The organism is Promicromonospora sp. NPDC023987, from assembly GCF_040639055.1.
In the GTDB taxonomy this organism is placed as follows: domain Bacteria; phylum Actinomycetota; class Actinomycetes; order Actinomycetales; family Cellulomonadaceae; genus Promicromonospora.
The window spans coordinates 1-18973 of the sequence record NZ_JBEZZF010000014.1; the positions used below are offsets into that span (position 1 = coordinate 1).

Annotated in this window: 12 protein-coding genes; 9 read left to right on the forward strand and 3 right to left on the reverse strand. The window is 73.0% G+C overall.

The genetic code is table 11. From position 1 onward, the window contains the following. The first annotated feature begins 3600 nt into the window (after window positions 1-3600). The 5 genes from AB0F40_RS09000 (at window position 3601) to AB0F40_RS09020 (ending at window position 9866) form a co-directional block, all read left to right on the forward strand. Entirely contained in the window at window positions 3601-4482 is an 882-nt protein-coding gene (locus AB0F40_RS09000; protein ID WP_357465833.1) for a serine/threonine-protein kinase, read from the forward strand. After that, a complete protein-coding gene (locus AB0F40_RS09005) occupies window positions 4479-5738 on the forward strand; it encodes a hypothetical protein (RefSeq protein WP_357465835.1) in 1260 nt (419 codons plus the stop codon). Before AB0F40_RS09000 ends, AB0F40_RS09005 begins: the two co-directional genes overlap by 4 nt. A 68-nt stretch (window positions 5739-5806) precedes the next feature. Beyond that, entirely contained in the window at window positions 5807-6370 is a 564-nt protein-coding gene (locus AB0F40_RS09010) for a hypothetical protein (RefSeq protein WP_357465837.1), read from the forward strand. Between the two features lie 2 nt (window positions 6371-6372). Next, on the forward strand, window positions 6373-8901 hold the full coding sequence (locus AB0F40_RS09015; protein ID WP_357465839.1) for an Hsp70 family protein: 2529 nt from the start codon (window positions 6373-6375) through the stop codon (window positions 8899-8901). Next, window positions 8898-9866, forward strand: a complete 969-nt coding sequence (locus tag AB0F40_RS09020; RefSeq protein ID WP_357465841.1) for an OmpA family protein — start codon at window positions 8898-8900, stop codon at window positions 9864-9866. The genes AB0F40_RS09015 and AB0F40_RS09020 overlap by 4 nt, the downstream gene beginning before the upstream one ends. 4 nt (window positions 9867-9870) lie before the next feature. Here AB0F40_RS09020 and AB0F40_RS09025 read toward each other — a convergent pair whose 3' ends face one another. Next, complete coding sequence (locus AB0F40_RS09025; RefSeq protein WP_357465843.1) at window positions 9871-10761, reverse strand: LysR family transcriptional regulator; 891 nt, start codon at window positions 10759-10761, stop codon at window positions 9871-9873. 80 nt (window positions 10762-10841) lie between these two features. On the opposite strand from AB0F40_RS09025, the gene AB0F40_RS09030 reads away from it, so the two are divergent. The 3 genes from AB0F40_RS09030 (at window position 10842) to AB0F40_RS09040 (ending at window position 14518) form a co-directional block, all read left to right on the forward strand. Next, window positions 10842-11807, forward strand: coding sequence for an EamA family transporter (locus tag AB0F40_RS09030; protein ID WP_357465845.1), 966 nt, complete (start codon window positions 10842-10844; stop codon window positions 11805-11807). Window positions 11808-11945: 138 nt separating this feature from the next. Beyond that, a complete protein-coding gene (locus AB0F40_RS09035) occupies window positions 11946-13787 on the forward strand; it encodes a translation factor GTPase family protein (RefSeq protein WP_357465847.1) in 1842 nt (613 codons plus the stop codon). A gap of 137 nt (window positions 13788-13924) precedes the next feature. Beyond that, window positions 13925-14518, forward strand: a complete 594-nt coding sequence (locus AB0F40_RS09040) for a hypothetical protein (RefSeq protein ID WP_357465849.1) — start codon at window positions 13925-13927, stop codon at window positions 14516-14518. A gap of 80 nt (window positions 14519-14598) precedes the next feature. Here AB0F40_RS09040 and AB0F40_RS09045 read toward each other — a convergent pair whose 3' ends face one another. Further along, window positions 14599-14730 (reverse strand): hypothetical protein, encoded by a 132-nt coding sequence (locus tag AB0F40_RS09045; protein ID WP_357465851.1) that lies wholly within the window; start codon window positions 14728-14730, stop codon window positions 14599-14601. 177 nt (window positions 14731-14907) lie between these two features. Beyond that, a complete protein-coding gene (locus AB0F40_RS09050; protein ID WP_357465852.1) occupies window positions 14908-15981 on the reverse strand; it encodes a class I SAM-dependent methyltransferase in 1074 nt (357 codons plus the stop codon). An 84-nt stretch (window positions 15982-16065) separates the two neighbouring features. Here AB0F40_RS09050 and AB0F40_RS09055 point away from each other — a divergent pair, with 84 nt between their 5' ends. Next, complete coding sequence (locus AB0F40_RS09055) at window positions 16066-18972, forward strand: BTAD domain-containing putative transcriptional regulator (RefSeq protein ID WP_357465855.1); 2907 nt, start codon at window positions 16066-16068, stop codon at window positions 18970-18972. The last annotated feature ends 1 nt before the right edge of the window (window position 18973 follow it).

Sequence of the window (18973 nt, forward strand, 5' to 3'; positions counted from 1 at the left end):
CCTGATGGAGATGAGCTCCTTAGAAAGGAGGTGATCCAGCCGCACCTTCCGGTACGGCTACCTTGTTACGACTTAGTCCCAATCGCCAGTCCCACCCTGACGACCCACCTGATCCGGGCCGGTTTCGCCGACCTCACCCGGTCCGCCACGCTGTGGCGCGACCCGGACCTGATGTCGGTCCTGGACGCCAGGCCGAAGGGCGCCAGGGGCGCGGACCGCCCGCCCGGGCCCCACCGCGGCCCGGTCACCCTCGAACCTGCCGACGCCGCGCTGCTGCGCTCGCTCACCGCAGTCGCCGATCCCGACCTCGCGCTCCTCCAGCTCGTCCGCCTCGCCGCCGCGGCCCCGGACCGGCTGCGCCCGGTCCTCGCCGTCACGGAGGGCGAGCCCGTCGAACCCCGGGGCGACGACGACGAGCCGCCCCGCCCGTCCGCGCGCGACCGGCTGCTGCGCGTGCTGGGCGCGTCCTCAGCGCTCGGCGACGAGCTCGTTCGCCATCCCGCCCTGCTCGACCTGATCTGTGACCGCACACCGGGCACCGGCGTGCCCGCCGACGCGGTCCGCGCCGAGCTGCTGCGGGCCGTCGACGCGGACCCGGAGGCTCAGGAGCCGGTCGCGGGCACCCACGTGCCGGCCGACCGGGCGGGGACGGGCGACGGCGCTCCGCCGTCGTACACCGACCGGCTGCGCCGTGCGTACCGGGCGCGGCTGCTGCGGATCGCCGCCACCGACGTCACCGCACCCGAGCCGACGGCGGTGCTGCCCGCCGTCGGGGCAGCGCTCGCGGACCTGGCTGCCGCCGCGCTGGAGGGCGCGCTGGCCGTCGCGCGCGCCGACGAGGACGACCATGCCGTCGGCGTGCGCCTGGCCGTCGTGGGCATGGGCAAGACCGGTGGGCAGGAGCTGAACTACATCTCGGACGTCGACGTCATCTACGTCGCCGAGCCCGGCCGGCTGCCCGACGGCGCACCGGCGTGCGACGAGGACCACGCCCTGCGGGTCGCGACGCGGCTCGCGGGTCGGCTCGCACAGGTGTGCTCCGGTCCTTCGGCGGAGCCTGCGCTGTGGCAGGTCGACGCGTCGCTGCGGCCCGAGGGCAAGCAGGGGCCGCTCGTGCGGACGCTGGCCAGCCATCTCGCGTACTACGAGCGGTGGGCGGTGACGTGGGAGTTCCAGGCGCTGCTCAAGGCGCGCACCGTCGCCGGCGACCTGGCGCTGGGAGAGGAGTACGGGGCCGCCGTCGGGCCGCTGGTGTGGCAGGCCGTCGAACGGCCCAACTTCGTCGAGGACGCCCGCGCGATGCGCAAGCGTGTCGAGGACAACGTGCCGGTGGCCGAGGCGGACCGGCAGGTCAAGCTCGGCAAGGGCGGCCTGCGCGACGTCGAGTTCACCGTGCAGCTGCTGCAGCTCGTGCACGGGCGGGCGGACGAGGACATCCGGTCGCGAACGACTCTCGACGCCTTGTCGGCGCTGTCGAAGGGCGGTTACGTCGGACGCGAGCACGCCCGCCGGATGGGGGAGTGCTACCGGTTCCTGCGCGCCCTGGAGCATCGGATCCAGCTCTTCCGGCTGCGTCGCACCCACCTGATGCCGACGGCGGAGGCCGAGCTGCGGCGCATCGCGCGCGGGCTGGGCCAGGGCGGAGCGGACGACCTCGTCAAGACCTGGCGCTCGGTGCGCCGCGAGGTGCGTGACCTGCACGAGGCCGTCTACTACCGGCCGCTGCTGCCGGCGACGGCCCTGCTGTCGACGGGCGAGGCGTCGCTCGCGCCGCGGGCCGCGATGGCCCGGTTCGCCGCGATCGGCTACCGCGACCCGGCAGGCGCCATGCGGCACGTCCAGGCCCTGACCGACGGTGTCTCACGGCGTGCGGCGATCCAGCGGCAGCTGCTGCCGGTCCTGCTGGGCTGGTTCGCGGAGGGGGCCGACCCGGACGAGGGGCTGCTCGCGTTCCGGAAGCTGTCCGACACGCTGGGCTCCACGCACTGGTACCTCCGGCTGCTGCGCGACTCCGCCGAGGCGGCGTCGCGGCTGGCCCAGGTGCTCTCCTCGTCCCGGTACCTCGCGGACGCCATCGGCAGGTCGCCGGAGTCGGTGCGCTGGCTCGCCGAGTCCGACTCGCTCGCGCCGCGCGGGGTGCGGCGGCTGGCCGCGGAGGCCGACGCCCTGCTCGGCCGGGCGCAGGAGGTGGACAGCGCCACCATCGCGTTGCGCGCCCTGCGCCGGCGTGAGCTGGCTCGTACCGGCGTCGCCGAGGTGCTGGGCGCCCTCGGTCCGGTCGACGCGGCGAAGGCCATCTCGGACGCCGCCGACGTCGTCCTGGCCGGCGGGCTGCGCATCGCGGAGCACGAGGCCCGCGCCGCGCGGCGGGTCGCCCGCGGGGACGAGCCCGCGCGGCTGCTGATCGTGGCCATGGGCCGCCTGGGTGGTCAGGAGCTGGGGTACGGCTCCGACGCCGACGTCATGTTCGTCTACGAGGCGGTGGGCGGCGCGCCGGACAAGGAGGCCAACGACTACGCCCTGACCGTGGCGAAGGACCTGCGGCGCATCCTCTCCGCCGTCGGGTCCGAGCCCGGCCTGCCCGTGGACGCCGACCTGCGCCCAGAGGGCCGCAACGGGCCCCTCGTGCGGTCCTTCAAGTCCTATGTGGAGTACTACAGCCGCTGGTCGTCGCCCTGGGAGGCGCAGGCGCTCCTGCGGGCGCGCGCGCTCTCCGGCACGCTGAGCGTGGTCGCGGCGGGGGGCCCGGAGGAGGGCGCGGTGGCGGCCTCGCTGTCGGACGGCGGTGCGGCTGGTGCGGTCGCCGTCGGTGCGGCTGGTGCGGCGGATGCCGGTGCGGCTGCCGGCGGCGTGCCCGACCTGAGCCGCGAGCTCGACCTGGGCCCCGGCGCCGAGGGCGGTGCGTCGCTGGGTGCGCGGTTCACCGCGCTCATCGACCCGCTGCGCTACCCGGAAGGTGGACCGGACGCGGCGGTCCTGCGCGAGGTGCGACGCATCAAGGCCCGTGTCGAGTCGGAGCGGCTGCCGCGCGGCGCCGACCCGGCGCGCCACCTGAAGCTGGGCCGGGGCGGCGTGTCCGACGTCGAGTGGACGGTCCAGCTGCTGCAGCTCCAGCACGCGTTCGAGGTGCCGGGCCTGCGGACCACCGGCACCGTCGCCGCGCTGAAGGCGGCCCGGGAGGCGGACCTCCTGACCGACGACGACGCGGAGGTGCTGCTGGAGGCCTGGCGGCTCGCGTCGCGGCTGCGCTCGGCGATCGTGCTGTGGTCGGGCCGGACCACCGGTCAGGGCGTGGACATGCTGCCGCACGACAGCCACGCCCTGACCGGGATCGCGCGCCTGCTCGGCGACGTCGGCACGGGGCCGGAGCTCGAAGAGCTGTACCTGCGGCTGGCCCGGCGGGCCCGCGCCGTGATGGAGCGGGTGTTCTACGGCGCGGAGTGACTGAGATGACCATGTAGCTGCTGCCAGAACCGGCTGATTCTTGGCAGCAGGTACATGGTCATCGCGCTTGGCCCCTGGGTGACCCGAGCGGGAGGGGTCCCGCACCGTGCGTGCCAACCTTCCGTCCACCACAGTCGCGGACGGGAGATCACATCAGTGCGCTTGCTCACCGAGGGCCGCCGGATCGGCGACGCGTACGAGGTAGAGCGCTACCTCGGCCAGGGCGCCTACTCCGAGGTCTACCGGGTACGGCACCGGTTCCTGGGCCGCCAGGCCATGAAGGTCCTGAAACGGGTCGGCACGCTGGCGCAGACGCGACGGATGCTCGGTGAGGCCGTGCTGCTCTCGAAGATCGGTCACCCGAACATCGTGCGGGTCTTCGACGCGGGCACGGTCACGACGCCCGCCGGCGACCGCGGGTTCTTCACCATGGAGTACGTGGCGGCAGGGAACCTCGACGACTTCCGCCGGTCGCACCCGGACGGCATACCGCTCGGCGACGTCGTCGAGATCCTCGTGCAGCTCTGCGCGGGGCTTGCCGTGGCCCACCGGTCCGACCCGCCGATCGTCCACCGCGACGTGACGCCGTGGAACGTCCTCGTCGGGTTCGACCAGGGGCGGCTCCGGGTGCGGGTCGGGGACTTCGGGCTGGCCCGGCGTGCCGACGCCGAGACGGGTCTGACCAGCTCGGAGGGCACCCTCGCGTTCATGGCGCCGGAGGCACTCCGATACGGCCAGGGCGCCTCCCCGGCCGGCGACGTGTACGCCGTCGGGACTCTCGCCTACCTCCTGCTGACGGACCTCCTGCCGTACTCGGACGTGCCGTTCACCGTGTTCGGCGCCCAGCACCGGGAGCCGCCGATCTCACCGCGAGACCTCAACCGGCACGTGGACGACGATCTGGCGCAGGTGGTCCTGCGCGCCCTCGCGCCGGACCTGCGGCGCCGGCACGCCGACGCGGCCGAGCTGGGCCACGAGCTCGCCCCCTGGCGCGACAGCCGCTGGGACCGTACCAACGGGGAAGGGGTGCCGCGATGAGCACCACAGCTGACGTCCGGCGCGACCTCGATCGCGTGCTGCGCCCCCTCGAGGGCCACGGCCTCTACCGGAACAACGCGTTCCGGGTCACGGGGCTGCCCACCGACGCGTCGTCCCGGCAGGTGCGCAGGCACCGCGAGGAGACCGAGAACCCGTACTACGCGACGTCGACGCCCGATGGCGACCTGCCGCTGCCGCCGTCGGACGACGCCGACGCGTTGCGCGCGGCCTTCGAGGTGCTGCGCGACCCGGTGGCCCGGCTCGTGCACGAGCTGTTCTGGCTGGGGCCGGCCGACGTCGGCAGGCACGATGCAGGCCCCGCGATCTTCGCCCACAGCCGGGCGCTCGAGGCGACCGGTGCCGACGGGACCGTGGCCGACGCGGCGGCCTGGACGGACTGGGAGACCAGCCTGCGCCTCTGGTCGAAGGTGCTCGCCGCGGAGCACACGTGGGCGTGGGTCCGTGCGCGCGCCGCGGAGATCGATGATCCGCGGCTGTCCGTCGCCGTGCTCCGCGCGCTGCGTGACCGGCTGCCCGAGCATGTGATCGGCGTGTCCGTCGGCCTGGCCGTGCGGTCCGCCGACGTCGTTCCGGCCGACGCGGAGAGCCACATGGCGGTGCTCGAAGAGGCCATGTTCGAACCGAGGCAGGTGCGTGACGTGGCCCGCGCCGCCGTCGAACCGGCCGCCGACCGGGTCCGGCGGGCCTGTGAGACCGCGCGCGGCGTCGCCCCGACCGCGGGACTCTCGGCCGCGGCAGCCCTGCTCGACGAGACGTCGACGGCGCTGGCCACCATGGCGGCGGTCCTGGGTGACGACGACGACTTGGTCACCGCCTGCCGGGACGAGGTGGCGCGCGGTGTCAACAACTGCGTGCTCGGGTACGTCAACGAGTACCTGGAGTCCGCGCCTGCCGCCCTGTCGGCCGGCTCCGTCCTCGACCTGCTCCGTGAGGCCCGCACGCTCGCGTCGTCCTCGTCCGTCGGCACGCTCCTGGACAACAACATCGCAGACCTCGTGAGCCTCGGGCTGCGGGGTGGCTCCCGTGGCAGGCCGCGGTCCGGCCGAGGGCAAGGCGACCCCAGACGCGTGGTGCTCCTGATCGCCGTCTTCGTGCTCGCTGGTCTCGCGTCCTGGTGGTTCGTCAGCTTGCTCGGCCTCGGACCGGCCGCGTCCGTTGTGGGCGTTCTTGCCGGAGGGGCCGTGGCCACCTATGTCGCGCGGCGGATCTTCGATGCTTCCCAGGACTCCCGATGACAGCGGAGCCAGACCCGAATCCCACCGGAGCCCCACGCACCGGCACACCAACGCGAAGGAGTAGATCGGTGAATGCCTTACCACGACGCCGGCAGGGCGTCTCCAGCCTGGCGGACTGGTCCCGGCAGCGCCGGTTCCCGGCCGAGTTCCGGATCCTGCCGCCGGTCGCGGGCCCCGGCCCGGCGTCGCCGGCACCACCGGTCCCTGCGCACGGCCCGTTGGTGGCGTCATCGCCGACGGCGCCCGACGACCCGCCCGACGATCTGGCAGGAGGTCTGCCGGGCGACCTGACGGACGAGGTGGTCGCGGACCTGGTGACCGAGATCTGGCGGGCTCGCAACAAGGTGGACGGACCAGGAGCCGAACAGGACCCACCGCGTGCCGTGCGCTGGACGAGCCGCTATCTGGGTGCCGCCGCGGACGGCCTCGCCGGTGCCGGGATCGAGGTACGGGGACACGACGGACTGCGCTTCGACGTGGGGATGGACCTGCGCGTGCTGGCCTACCAGGACGATCCGACGGTCACGGAGGAGACGGTGGTGGAGACGATCCGGCCCTCGGTACGCCGTGCCGGGCGGGTCATCCAAGAAGGGGAAGTGATCGTGGCGGTACCGGAGAAGAAGGAGGCATGACGATGCGCGACACCATCGACATCGGGATCGACCTGGGTACCACCAACAGTGCCGTCGCCGTGGCGAAGGGCGCGAGCGCCGAGGTGGTCCGTAACAACCACAACGTCGAGTTCACGCCGTCGGCCGTGTACGTGAGCCGCTCGGGGAACGTGCTCGTCGGGCAGAAGGCCGGGGACCGTACGGTGTCCGACCCCGACAACTCGTGTGCGGAGTTCAAGCTCCGCATGGGTCGACGCGACCAGGACAAGCTGTTCGAGGCGTCGGGCCGCACCATGTCGCCGGAGGAGCTGTCGGCGGAGGTGCTCAAGTCGGTGCGCGGCGATGTGCAGCGGCGATCGGACGAGCCGGTCGAGACGGCGGTGATCACGGTCCCTGCCGCGTTCACCGTGGACCAGACGGCCGCGACGAGGCGGGCCGCCGAGCTTGCGGGCCTGCGCTACGCGCCGCTCCTGCAGGAGCCGACCGCCGCCGTGTGGGCGTACACGGCCGATGCCGACAAGCTCCCCGACAAGGGGTTCTGGCTCGTCTACGACTTCGGCGGCGGCACGTTCGATGCCGCAGTGGTCAAGATCGAGGACGGCGAGTTCCTCGTCGTCGACCACGCCGGTGACAACACGCTGGGCGGCAAGCGGATCGACTGGGCGATCGTGGAGGACATCCTGCTGCCAAGGCTCCAGCAGGAGCACGGCCTGAGCGACGCCTCACCCGACGACCGTTATCACCGCGGTGTGCTCGCGAAGCTGAAGGCGCTGGCGGAGGCGGCGAAGATCGAGCTGTCCCAGCAGGAGACCGTCGAGCTGGAGGCGGACTTCAAGATCGAGGCCGGTCGTGAGGTCGACTTCACGTGCGTGCTGACGCGTTCCGATCTCGCCGCCATCGCACGTCCGTTGGTGGCCAGCTCGATCCGGCTGTGCCGGCAGTCGCTGGCGCAGAGCGGGGTCAGGCCAGAGGCGTTCGAACGGGTCCTGCTGGTCGGCGGTTCGTCCCAGCTCGCGCTGGTGCGCCAGATGCTGGCCGACCCGGACGAGGGCCTCGGCATCCCGCTCGACCACAGCCTCGACCCGATGACGGTGGTAGCGCGTGGTGCGGCTGTCTATGCCAGGACGCAGCGCATCCCCGAGGAGATCCGGAGGAAGGCTCCGGTCGTGCCGGGCCGGGCACGGCTGAACCTCGAGTACGCGCCGGCCGGTCTGGACCACGACCCGCTGCTCGGCGGGCGAGCCCAGGCGGACGACGTGACGGACTGGAGCGGCAGCTCCATCGAGGTCCGCAACACGACGGCGCTCCCGCCTTGGAGCACCGGGACCGTCGCGCTCCGCGCGGACGGGTCGTTCTCCGTACGCCTGAACGCCGAGGACTTCACCACCCACTCGTTCACCGCGATCCTGCGCGACCCGGAGGGCAACGAGATCGCGACCGACCGGCCGGGCCTCACCTACCAGCGCAAGAGCGGTGGCATGGGCGGCGCCCCGACCATGAGCCACTCCGTCGGCGTAGGCCTCACCGGCAACGTCGTGGCGCCCCTGGTCGCACTCAACACGGAGCTGCCGAGCACGGGAAGCGTCCGCGGGCTGCGGACGACGCAGGCGGTCAGCAAGAAGTCCGGCGACGGCCTGGTGCGCATCCCCATCCTGTCCGGCGAGCACGCGCGCGCCGATCGCAACACGGTGGTGGGGCAGCTCGACCTTCGCGCGGACGACATCGAGCGTGATCTTCCCGTGGGTATGGAGGTCGAGGTGGTCGTGCGGGTCGACACCAGCTTCAGCATGAAGGCGGAGGCGTACATCCCCTTCCTCGACGCCGAGTTCGTCATCGACGTCGACCTCGGGCGGTCCGTGCTGCCGAGCCTCGCGGACCTCAGGGCGGCCCGCGCGGCACTCGACGGCAGATACCACGAGCTGCGGAGCCAGGGCGACCAGATCAGCGCCACTGAAGCGCTCGCCCGCCTGGACCGGTTGGACTCGGACGGGATCATCGACGAGATCGACCGGCTCCTGCGACAGTCCGAGGCGGACCAGGACGCGATAGCGACCTGCCAGGCGCGGCTGCTCGACGCCGATTCCGCGCTCGACGAGGTCGACGAGCTGCTGGAGCTGCCAAAGGTCGTCGAGGAGGGACGGATGGCACAGGGCATCGCGCGCGAGGTCGTGGAGGACGCGGGCGGCGGCCGCTACGCGGCCGAGCTGCACAGGGCAGAGGTCGAGCTCGAGGAAGCCATCGCGGACGGCAACCGGACGGTGATCGAACGTCGGACCGACGAGGTCAGGTCCATCGCCATCCGGGTGTTCCGGGACAGTGGGCAGCTTCCGCTGATCCGGTTCGCGGGTCTGGAGAGCGACCTGGACGGCGACCCCCGCCCGGAGGTGCAGCGCCTCCTCGCCGACGGGCGCGCCGCGGTCGCCGGAGGTGACGTCAACCGGCTCGCCGGCATCAACGCCCGGCTCAGCCGGTTCGTCGGCCGGGCCGGCGGAAGCGCCACGGCCCCGTCGATGTTCGGGGACGGGCTCCTGGGCAACGGCGGTGCGCGGTGAGCGCCGTCGTCGAGGCCGCCATGGGCGAGGGCACCCTCCGCGAGGCCGCGCTGCACGCCCGCGCCGGGCGGTACGACGCCGCGCGGCGCCTGCTCGACACGCTGGGCGGCCGCGACAGCGACGACGTCGAGGTGCTCGACCTGCTGGCCCGCGTGCACGCCCAGCTCGGCGACCTCGCCCATGCGGACGCGTGCTGGGCCCGCGTCGAGCACCTGGACCCCGAGCACGCCGGGGCGCGCGACGGGCGTCGCCGGATCCGCGAGACCTGGGCCGGAAAGCGCTCCGGCGGGGATGCGGCCGTCGGCGCCGTGGCGGCCTGCCTGCTGCTCGCCGGCGGGGGAGCCGCCGCAGGCTGGGCCCTCGCCCCGGGGCCGACGTCGGACCAGCGGGCCGACCCAGCGGTCGCCCAGGAGCTCACCCGGCTACGGCAAGAGATCGGTGAGATCCGTGCACTGGCGCCGTCGGACGAGGCGGGGTCGAGCCAGCAGACGGCGGACGGTGCCGCGCCGGACAGCGCGGCGTCCGGCAACCGGGCGCAGCTCCGGGACGTGCGGGACGCGCTGGAGGACCCGCGCTGGGCCACCACGCTCGACACGCGCTCGGTCCTCGTGACGTTCGACGGGCCGGTGTTCCTGGCCGGCGGCGCCGAGACGTCGGACCGTGGCGCCGACGCCCTGACCGGTCTCGCGGAGCTGCTCGGTGACGCCGCCGACATCGACGTGACGGTCGTGGGGCACACCAGCGACACCGCTCCGGTCCCGGGTGGACCCTACGCGAGCAACGCCGAGGTAGGGCTGGCCCGGGCGCTCGCGGCGGCGCAGGTGCTCTCCTCGGGCAGCGGGATCCCGCTGAGCGCGGTGGACGTGGCCAGCGCGGGCGACGTCGACCCGCCGTACCCCAACACGAACGAGACGAACCGGACGCGGAACCAGACCGTGACGGTGGCGGTCGAGGTGGTGCCATAGGGGGTCACGGGGAGACCGCCGGCAGCCCGATCGCCGTCAGGAACGCACGGGTCGCCGGCGTGGGGCCCGGCTTGCCCCAGACGACGTGCTCGACGCGGCTCGGAGCGTCTGTCACGGTGACGACGGCCAGCCCGCCGAGCTCGGGCGCGCGCCGGAGATAGGTCGAGGGCAGGAAGCCGATCGCCAGCCCGTGGCGGATCACCTCTGCCATGAGGTGCGCGTCGGTGACCTCGAAGGCCACGTCCCGGCCGAGCCCGGAACGCGCGAAGGCCTGATCGGTCTGAGCCCGCCCGGCAGACCCGTACGGGAAGTCGACGAACGGCTCGGCCGCGAGGTCCGCGAGACCCAGGTCGTGGGCGCCCGCCAGCGGATGGTCCGGGGCGAGCACGGCGACCAGACGGTCGCGGGCGAGCTCGTGCCAGCACACGCCCGTGGGCCGCGCGGTGCTCGGCAGGCCGAGGAACGCCACGTCGAGCCGCCCGCCCGCCACGTCCGACGTCAGCTGGTCGCTCGGTCCGGTGCGCAGCGAGACGCGCACCTGCGGATGGCGGTTGCGCAGCTCGCGCAGGGCAGCGAGCACGTCGACCGCGGCGACCGTCGGGATGACGCCGACGCTGAGCCGGCCGCGGACCTCGCCGACCGTCGCCGCCGCGTCCGCCGCGGCACGCTCGGCGGCCTCGAGAGCCTGCCGGGCGGCGGGGAGAAACGCCTCGCCCGCCGGCGTCAGCCGGACCTGGCGACTGGTCCGGGCGAAGAGCGGCGCCCCGAGCTCGTGCTCGAGCCGCTTGATCTGGTGGCTCAGCGCCGACTGGACCACGTGGCAGCGTTCCGCTGCCCTGGTGAAGTTCGACGTCTCGGCGACCGCCACGACGTAGCGCAGCTGTTGCAGTTCCACACGATCAATCGTGCAGCACGATCGATCGCATGAAAAGGATGTGTTGGACTCATTGCTGCTCCGCACGAAGACTGAGGGCCATGACCACCACGATGCTTCCCTCGGACGGCAGCCGGACGGCGGCGCTCACCGTCGTGACGGCACTCGTCCCGATGGTCTGGGGCACCACGTACTTCGTCACCACCGAGATGCTTCCCGCGGGGTACCCGCTCTTCGCCGGCCTCGTCCGCGCGCTGCCCGCCGGCCTCGCCGCCATCGCCATCGGTGCGCTGCTCGGCAGGTTCACCCGGCAGGTCAGTGCCGGGAACGGCGGGACAGCCCCGACCAGGGCGCTGCCCAACGGATCGTGGTGGTGGAAGAGCGCGGTGCTCGGCATCCTCAACATCGGACTCTTCTTCCCCCTGCTCTTCCTCACCGCCGAACGGCTGCCGGGCGGCGTGGCGGCCACCTTCGGCGCGATCACGCCCGTGGTCGTCGCCCTCCTCGCGCTGCCGGTGCTGGGCGAACCCCTGTCCGTGCACAAGCTGGTCTGGGGCGGAGCCGGTGTCGTGGGCGTCGGCCTCGTCGTGCTCGGGCCGGACGCACGGCTCGACGCGGTCGGCGTCGCGGCCGGGCTCGGCGGCGCGGTATCCATGGCACTCGGCGTCGCCCTGACCAAGCGCTGGGGCCGACCCGCCGGCGTCGGCCCGATCGCGTCCGCCGGCTGGCAGCTGACCGCCGGTGGGCTCTTCCTGCTCCCGATCACCCTGCTCACCGAGGGCCCGCCGCCCGCCGTCGACGGCAGGGCCGCTCTCGGCTACCTCTGGCTGGGACTGGTCGGCGGCCTCATCGCGTACGTGCTCTGGTTCCGGGGGATCGGGCGCCTGCCCGTCACGTCCGTGGCGTTCCTCGGCCCGCTCGCACCCCTGGTCGCCGCTGGGATCGGCGTCGGCCTGCTCGGCGAGACCCTGACGCCCGTCCAGGTCGCCGGGCTCGTGCTGGCGCTCGCGGCGGTGCTCGCCGGCCAACTGCCGCCGCGAGGCCGGCGGGTCGCGCTCCGGGGCTAGGACCAAGACCGAAAAAGCGTTGCTCCGCCATCCCGCGACGGAGCATCGTGGTGCGGTACCCGACCCGAGCGATTGGAACACCGATGACAGCTGTCACGCCCCGTGCCCTGACCCTCCGCACAACGGACGTGACAGCTTTTGTCGTACCTCAACCTCGGGATCGTCGCCCATGTCGACGCCGGTAAGACCAGCCTGACCGAGCGCCTGCTGCACCACGCGGGCGTGATCGACCGCCCCGGCACCGTGGACGGCGGCGACACCACCACCGACACGCTCGCGCTGGAGCGCGAGCGTGGCATCACCATCCGGGCGTCCGTCGCGTCGTTCCCCGCCGGCGACGTCACGGTCAACGTGCTGGACACGCCCGGCCACCCGGACTTCATCGCCGAGGTGGACCGCAGCCTCGCCGTGCTCGACGGCGCCGTCGTCGTGCTGTCCGCCGTCGAGGGCGTGCAGGCGCAGACCCTCGTGCTGATGCGCGCCCTGCAGCGGCTGCACCTGCCGGTGATCGTGTTCGTGAACAAGATCGACCGCCGCGGGGCGCGCCCGCAGGAGGTGGCTGACGCCGTCGCCCGCCGCCTCAGCCCCGACGTGCTGCCGGTGCAGCGGGTGCTGGCCGCCGGAACGCCGTCGGCCCGGGTCGCGCCGCTCCCGGACGATGTTCTCCACGCCTGGCTCGCGGACGAGGCACGGCGGGGGAGCGCGCATCCCGTGCTGTTCGGGTCGGCGGCGACCGGCGCCGGTGTGCCCGAGCTGGCCGCCGCGCTGGGCACCTACCTGCCCGTGTCGGGCACCGGTGGCGGCGCGGCCGCGGGGTCGGACGTCGAAGGGCGGTCCGGCGTGGTCTTCGCCATCGACCGGGAAGGTGGCTGGAAGCGGGCGTTCGTCCGGATGCGGTCCGGCGCGCTGCAGGTCCGCGACAAGGTCGACCTTGGCCACGGGCGGGCCGAGCGCATCACCGGCCTGCGCGTCGCGCATCGTGGTTCGCTCCAGTCGCGGGACACGGCCGCAGACGGGCAGATCGCCGTCGTGCACGGGCTGTCGACGGCGCGGGTCGGTGACGTCGTCGGGCGGGCGCTGCCAGGGGACGAGCGGGCGAGCCAGTTCCCGCCGCCGTCGTACGAGACGGTGGTCGACGTCGACCCGGCGGACCGCGGGCGGCTGTACGCGGCGCTCACCGAGCTGGCCGAGCAGGACCCGCTGATCCGCGTGCGGCGGCGCGACGAGGAGATCACCGTCTCGCTGTACGGCGAGGTCCAGCGCGAGGTGCTGGCCGCGGTCCTCGTGCGCGAGTACGGGGTCCAGGCGCGGTTCGGCGAGGTCCGCACGGCTCGCCAGGAGCGGATCGTCGGCACCGGTCACGCGCTCGAGGTGAAGAAGCAGGACGGCAACGAGTTCCTGGCCACGATCGGGCTGCGGGTCGAACCCGTCACCGCCGGTTCGGGCGTGACGTTCGACCTCGAGTGCGAGCGCGGATCGATGCCGCCGGCCTTCTTCGACGCCGTCGAGGACACCGTGCGCCGGGAGCTGGCGCGCGGGTCGCTGCGGTGGCCGGTCCCGGACGCCCGGGTGGTCATGACGCACTCGGGCTACTCGCCGCGGCAGAGCCACATGCACCAGAAGTTCAACAAGGCGATGTCCAGCACCGGAGCGGACTTCCGCGGGCTGACGCCGCGCGTGCTGGCCGCCGCCGTCCGGCGAGCGGGCACGGTGGTGTGCGAACCGGTCCACCGGTTCGTGATCGAGCTGCCCGACGACGTCGTCGGCCCGGTGACCTCGCTGGTGGGTCGGCTGGGCGGATTGCCGATGGAGTCGGGTGTCGCCGGCGTCGGGATCGCCGTCGTGCGGGGCGAGATCCCGGCGGGGAGCGTCGCTGCCCTGCAGCGCGACCTGCCGGGGCTGACCCACGGCGAAGGGGTGTGCCAGACGGAGCACGACCGGTTCGAGCCGGTGCGGGAGGTTGCTGCTGACCGCCGTTGACCATGTACCTGCTGCCAGGACGTGGTCGATCCTGGCAGCAGGTACATGGTCAGTCTCGACGGAGTCACCCGTTCGGGGGAGCGGGCTCACATGCGCGGGGGATTCGTCCGGGCCCCGTCCCCGCGACGATCGAAGACATGAGCTCATCCATCGATTCGATGCTGCGGCCCGCCACAGGAGTCACGCCGGGCGTGCACCGGCTGGCCCATGTCCTCGCCCTGATCACGCTTCCGTCCGGCCTGTGGCGGATCGCCCTGGTCGCCGGGCTCCCGGTCGTCAACACCACCATCGTGCTGCCGTTCTCGGAACGCGTGCAGATCGTCGGCCTCTCGGTCTTCGCCGAGCTGCTGGCGCTGCTGTCCCTCGGACTGGTCCAACGGTGGGGCGAGGTGGTGCCGGGCTGGCTGCCGCTCGTCGGCGGACGACCGGTCCACCGGTTCGCCGCGACCGTCCCGGCAGCCCTCGGCGCGGCCGCGCTGACCGGGATCTGGACGTTCGCCGTCGTCAACGTGCTGACCGGGACGACCAGCGGTGGCCTGGACTACTTCTTCCCGACGGTCGCGCAGAAGGCGGTGCTCCTGGTCTGCTACGTGCCGTTGGTGGCATGGGGCCCGTTGCTCGCGGTGCTGACAATCGCCTACTACCGGCGTCGGACGCCGGACCGGGTGGCAGCGGTGGCGCCGGTGGCCTTCGCAGCTGGTCGGCACGAGGGCAGGAGAATCGGCGACTGACTCGACCGCCGCCCGCGCCTTCAGATCGTGCCGCCCCGCATCGTCCACCGGACCTGCAGCATGCCGAATCCGCGGTCGGTCTACGAGGCAACCGAGATCGAGTCGTGAATCTCGGCGATGGCGTCGACGTTCTGGCTGTTGACGGTCCGCCCGTTCTTGTCCGCGCCGAGCGCTGAGGACATGATGACCACGTGTCGCTCTCCGATGGTCACGATGGTTGTCGTCTGCGACAGAGGGTATGCATTGACGTTCCGTCGCCATGGTCAGCAACGTAGGCGGAGCCATGCGAGACTTCGCGGCCGGTCCGCACCCGCCGGAGAGACCGGCGCGTGACCTGGTGAGCCATGCGGCCGGCCTGACCAGGCGGGCTAGCAACCGCTGACCGTGCGTCAGGGCCTCGCCTCGTAGACCGCGTTGAAGTCGTTCTCCGCGGCCGTGCGCACGGACGAGAAGCCCGCATCGGCGAGAACCTGCTTCAGCCGGGCGGGCCCGGCCAACGGACCGAGGGCGGCGGCGCCCGGTTGTGATCGCGAGTTCGGCGTGCAGAGGAAGGTCGACGCGGCGTAGTTGAGCGCGGCAGTGGGGATCTCCCGCAGCGTGCTGGCCAGCTCGTCGCAGGCGCGGGGCTCGACCAACATCAGCGTGCCGTCGTCGGCCAGCGAGGCCCGCGCGTACGCCGCCGCTCCGGTCGGGTCGCCGAGGTCGTGGAAGGCGTCGAAGAAGGTGACCATGTCGTACCCGTCCTGCGGGTAGCCATGGCAGTGCGACACCTCGAAGCTCACCCGGTCCGACACCCCAGCGTCCGCGGCACGCCGGCGTGCGGTGACCACGGACGGCTCGTGGATGTCGAAGCCGACGAACCGGCTGGCGGGGTATGCCTCGGCGAGCAGCACCAGCGGCGCCCCGTGCCCACAGCCGATGTCGGCGACGTAGGCGCCGGCCTGCAGCTTCTCGTGGACGCCGTGCAGTGCGGGGATCCACTCGGCCACCAGGCTGTTGCGGTAGCTGACCCGGAAGAAGCGCTCGGCGGACTCGAAGATCATCGGGTCCTGGTTCGCCCACGGGATGCCGTCGCCGCTGCGGAACGCCGCGACGACGTCGTCGGTACGACGGTGCAGCCCGGTGATCATCGGCGCCGCACCGATCATCGCGGCCGGTGAGTCGTCGTCGGCCAGGACGGCGGCACGCTCGGGCGTCAGCTCGAACGTGCCGGCCTCGGGATCGTGGTCGAGGAACCTGACGGCAGCCTGCTGCGCCAGCCACTCCCGGACGTAGCGCTCGGTGGTGCCGGTGAGCTCGGCGAGCTCGGTCGGAGTGAGCGGCCCGGATCCGGCGAGCGCGGCGTACAGGCCGAGCCGGTCGCCGACGACCATGAGTGCCGCGGTGGCACCGCCGGTCAGTACTCCGGCGACCTGTTGGGCGAACTCACCGACCCGTTGCATATCGATCTCGGTGGTGGTCATGTCTCCTCCTCGGTGGATGGGTGACCACAGTGCGCCGGACCGGTTTCATGGACCTTTCACGCGCATCGGTGCAGAGTTGGGCCAATGAGCGACCTTCGTTTCAGCGTGCTGGGGCGGATGGAGGTGGCGTCCGGGGGAGAGCAGGTTCCGGTGCCGCCCGGACGTCGGCGTGCCGTGCTCGCCTGCCTGCTGGTCCACGCGGGGCGGCCGGTCACCGCTGACGCGCTGGTCGAGGCGGCATGGTCGGACGACCTGCCGCGTGATCCCCGCGCCTCCCTCCACACGGTCGTGTCGCGCCTGCGCACCCTCCTCGGCGCGGCGGCCCTGACCGTGGGACCCGGCGGCTACACGCTCGAGATCGAAGGCGGCGCGATCGACGCCGACCGATTTGCTGCGCTCGCCGAACGCGCCCAGGGTGCCCCGCCGCAACGAGCGGCCGACCTGTTGCGGGAAGCCCTGGGGCTCTGGCGCGGCCCCGCGTACGCCGAGTTCGCCGACCGGGACTTCGCCGCACCAGAGGCGGAGCGGCTGGAGCGGCTGCGCCTCGAGGTGACCGAGGACCGGTCGGCGGCCCTCCTCGACGCCGGAGCGTCCGAGGAAGCGGTCCGGCTGGTCGAGGCGCTGCTGGTCGACCACCCGTTCCGCGAGCGCGCCGTACAACTGCTGCTGACCGGGCTCTACCGCGCGGGCCGACAGGCTGATGCCCTCGACCGCTACCGAAGGCATCGGACGATCCTGGCCGAGGAGCTGGGCCTCGACCCGTCCCCGGCACTCCGTGACCTGGAGGCCCGCATCCTCGGCCACGACCTCCTGCCGGCCCATGGCGGGGCGGTGCCGACCGTCCCGGCGTGGCTGGACACCTCCACCGCGTTCTTCGGCCGGGACGCCACCCTCGACGACCTGGTGACGGCGGTCGCCGACAGCCGCACCGTCACGGTCACCGGCGTCGGCGGTGTCGGAAAGTCCAGGTTGGTGGCACAAGGCCTGCCGCGGCTGGTGGAACGGCTCGGCCTCCCCGTCATGGTGGTCGAGCTGGCGTCGGTGCCGCCCGGGCGCGCAGCCACCGCGGTCGCCGATGCGTTCGGGCTCCGGCCGCGGGCCGGGAACGTCACCCGCGACCTGCTCGAATACCTCAGCATCGACCGCGCGCTCGTGGTCCTGGACAATTGCGAGCACCTCCTGGAGGAGGTTGCCGAGGTCGTCGACGCCGTGATACGCCGCTGTGCCCGCGTGCGCGTCCTGGCCACGAGCCGCCACCGGCTGGGCGTGACGTCCGAACGGGTGGTGCCTTTGGCGCCGTTCCCGGTGCCCGCGACCGGCGACACGACCTCCGGGCCCGGCACCGATCCCGCCGTACAGCTGTTCGTCGACCGGGTGCGTCGGCTGCGCCCGGGATTCGAGCTCACCGCCGGGAACGCCGAGTCGGTCGCCACGGTGTGCCGTCGCCTCGACGGACTGCCCCTCGCGCTGGAGATGGCCGCGTCCCGGGCCGCAACCCTCGGTGTCGGAGACGTCCTCGACGGCCTCGACGGGTCGGCGGCGGACGAACCGCTTCCTGATCTGCGGGCAGTCGTGGAGTGGTCCGTACGGCTGCTGAGCGCGTCGGAACGGCGTCTGCTGGGCCAGCTGTCGGTGTTCGTAGGGAGCTTCGTCACCGACGACGTGACCAGCCTGACCGGCCGGCTGTCCCTCTGGCCGGGAGACGGCGGGGTGGTTGCCGCGCTCGGCGAACTGGTCGAGTCCCACCTGCTGGTGCGGGAAGAGCGTGGCGTCGCGGTGCGCTTCCGGATGCTGGCGTTGGTGCGGGCGTACGCCGATGGGTTGCTGACCGCCTCGGGAGAGGCCGATGCGGTTCGCTGCGCCCACGCTGAGTGGGCGGGTGAGCGGGTGGCGCGGGCCGCCCGTGACTGGAACTCGGGCAGGGCCGTAGCGGCCGGGGAGAGCTTGGTCCGCGCCGGCCCCGACCTTGCCGCCGCCGTGCGGTGGACCCTGGCGGTAGGACGACTCGACGTAGCGGCCCCCTTGGTCGGATGCGTCCGACAGTGCCCGCACTGGTTGCCGGGCATCGAGCTCGGTGACCTGATCGTCGAGGTGGCCGAGCGATGCGCGGAGGCCGGGGACCCGTCCCTGGCCGTCGGGACCGCGGCCGGCGCGCTGGCCTGCACCGATCGCGGCGAGCTGGAGCGGGCACGCGAGCTGGCGGCTGCGGCGTACGCGCTCTCCGACGATGCCGGCACCGGGTTCCTGGCCGGCTTTGCGAACGTCGTCTCGGAGTTCTATGCCGGTGACTACGACGCGGCATCGGACTGGCTGCACCGGGTCGCGGAGCTGCCGGGGTTGGCGCCGGGCCTGCGTGCGGAGCCTCCGATCACCGTCGCCCTGCTCGAGTGCTACCACGGGGACCTCGCCACGGCGCGCGCGTGCGCCGACGCCGCGCTGCTCGGTGCCGAGGCGGCCGGGTCGGAGCCGGCGCGGGCCTTCGCGCTCTATGCCGTCGGGGAGGTCGAGGCGAAGGAGGATCCGCGGCAAGGGGAGGTGCGATTCCGGGAGGCGGCCGCGGAGGCCGAACGGATCGGGTCCGAGCACGTCCACCATGTCGCGCGGCTCGGGCTGTTCGCGGTGCTGGTGCGCCAGGGTCGCCACCGCGAGGCGCTGGATCTGGTGATGCCGTTGCTGCACGACCTACGCCGGGCCGCGATGTGGCCCCAGCTGTGGACCACGCTGCGCATCGCGGCCGAGTTGCTCGCGGCGTGCGAGCGTCCCCGTGACGCGGCATTCCTGCTGGGTGCGGTGCAGGCAGCCGATGACGCGCCCCAGCTCGTCGGTGACGACATCGCCCGCTACCGGCACCTCACCGACCAGCTCACGACGCTCCTCGGTGCCGCCGCAGCCGGTCGGATCACCGAGCTCGCCGTCGGAGTGCCCCGGGCGCAGGTGGCGGACTGGGCGGTGTCGGTTGTCGAGCAGACTCGGAGCGCCCGGAACGGGTGAT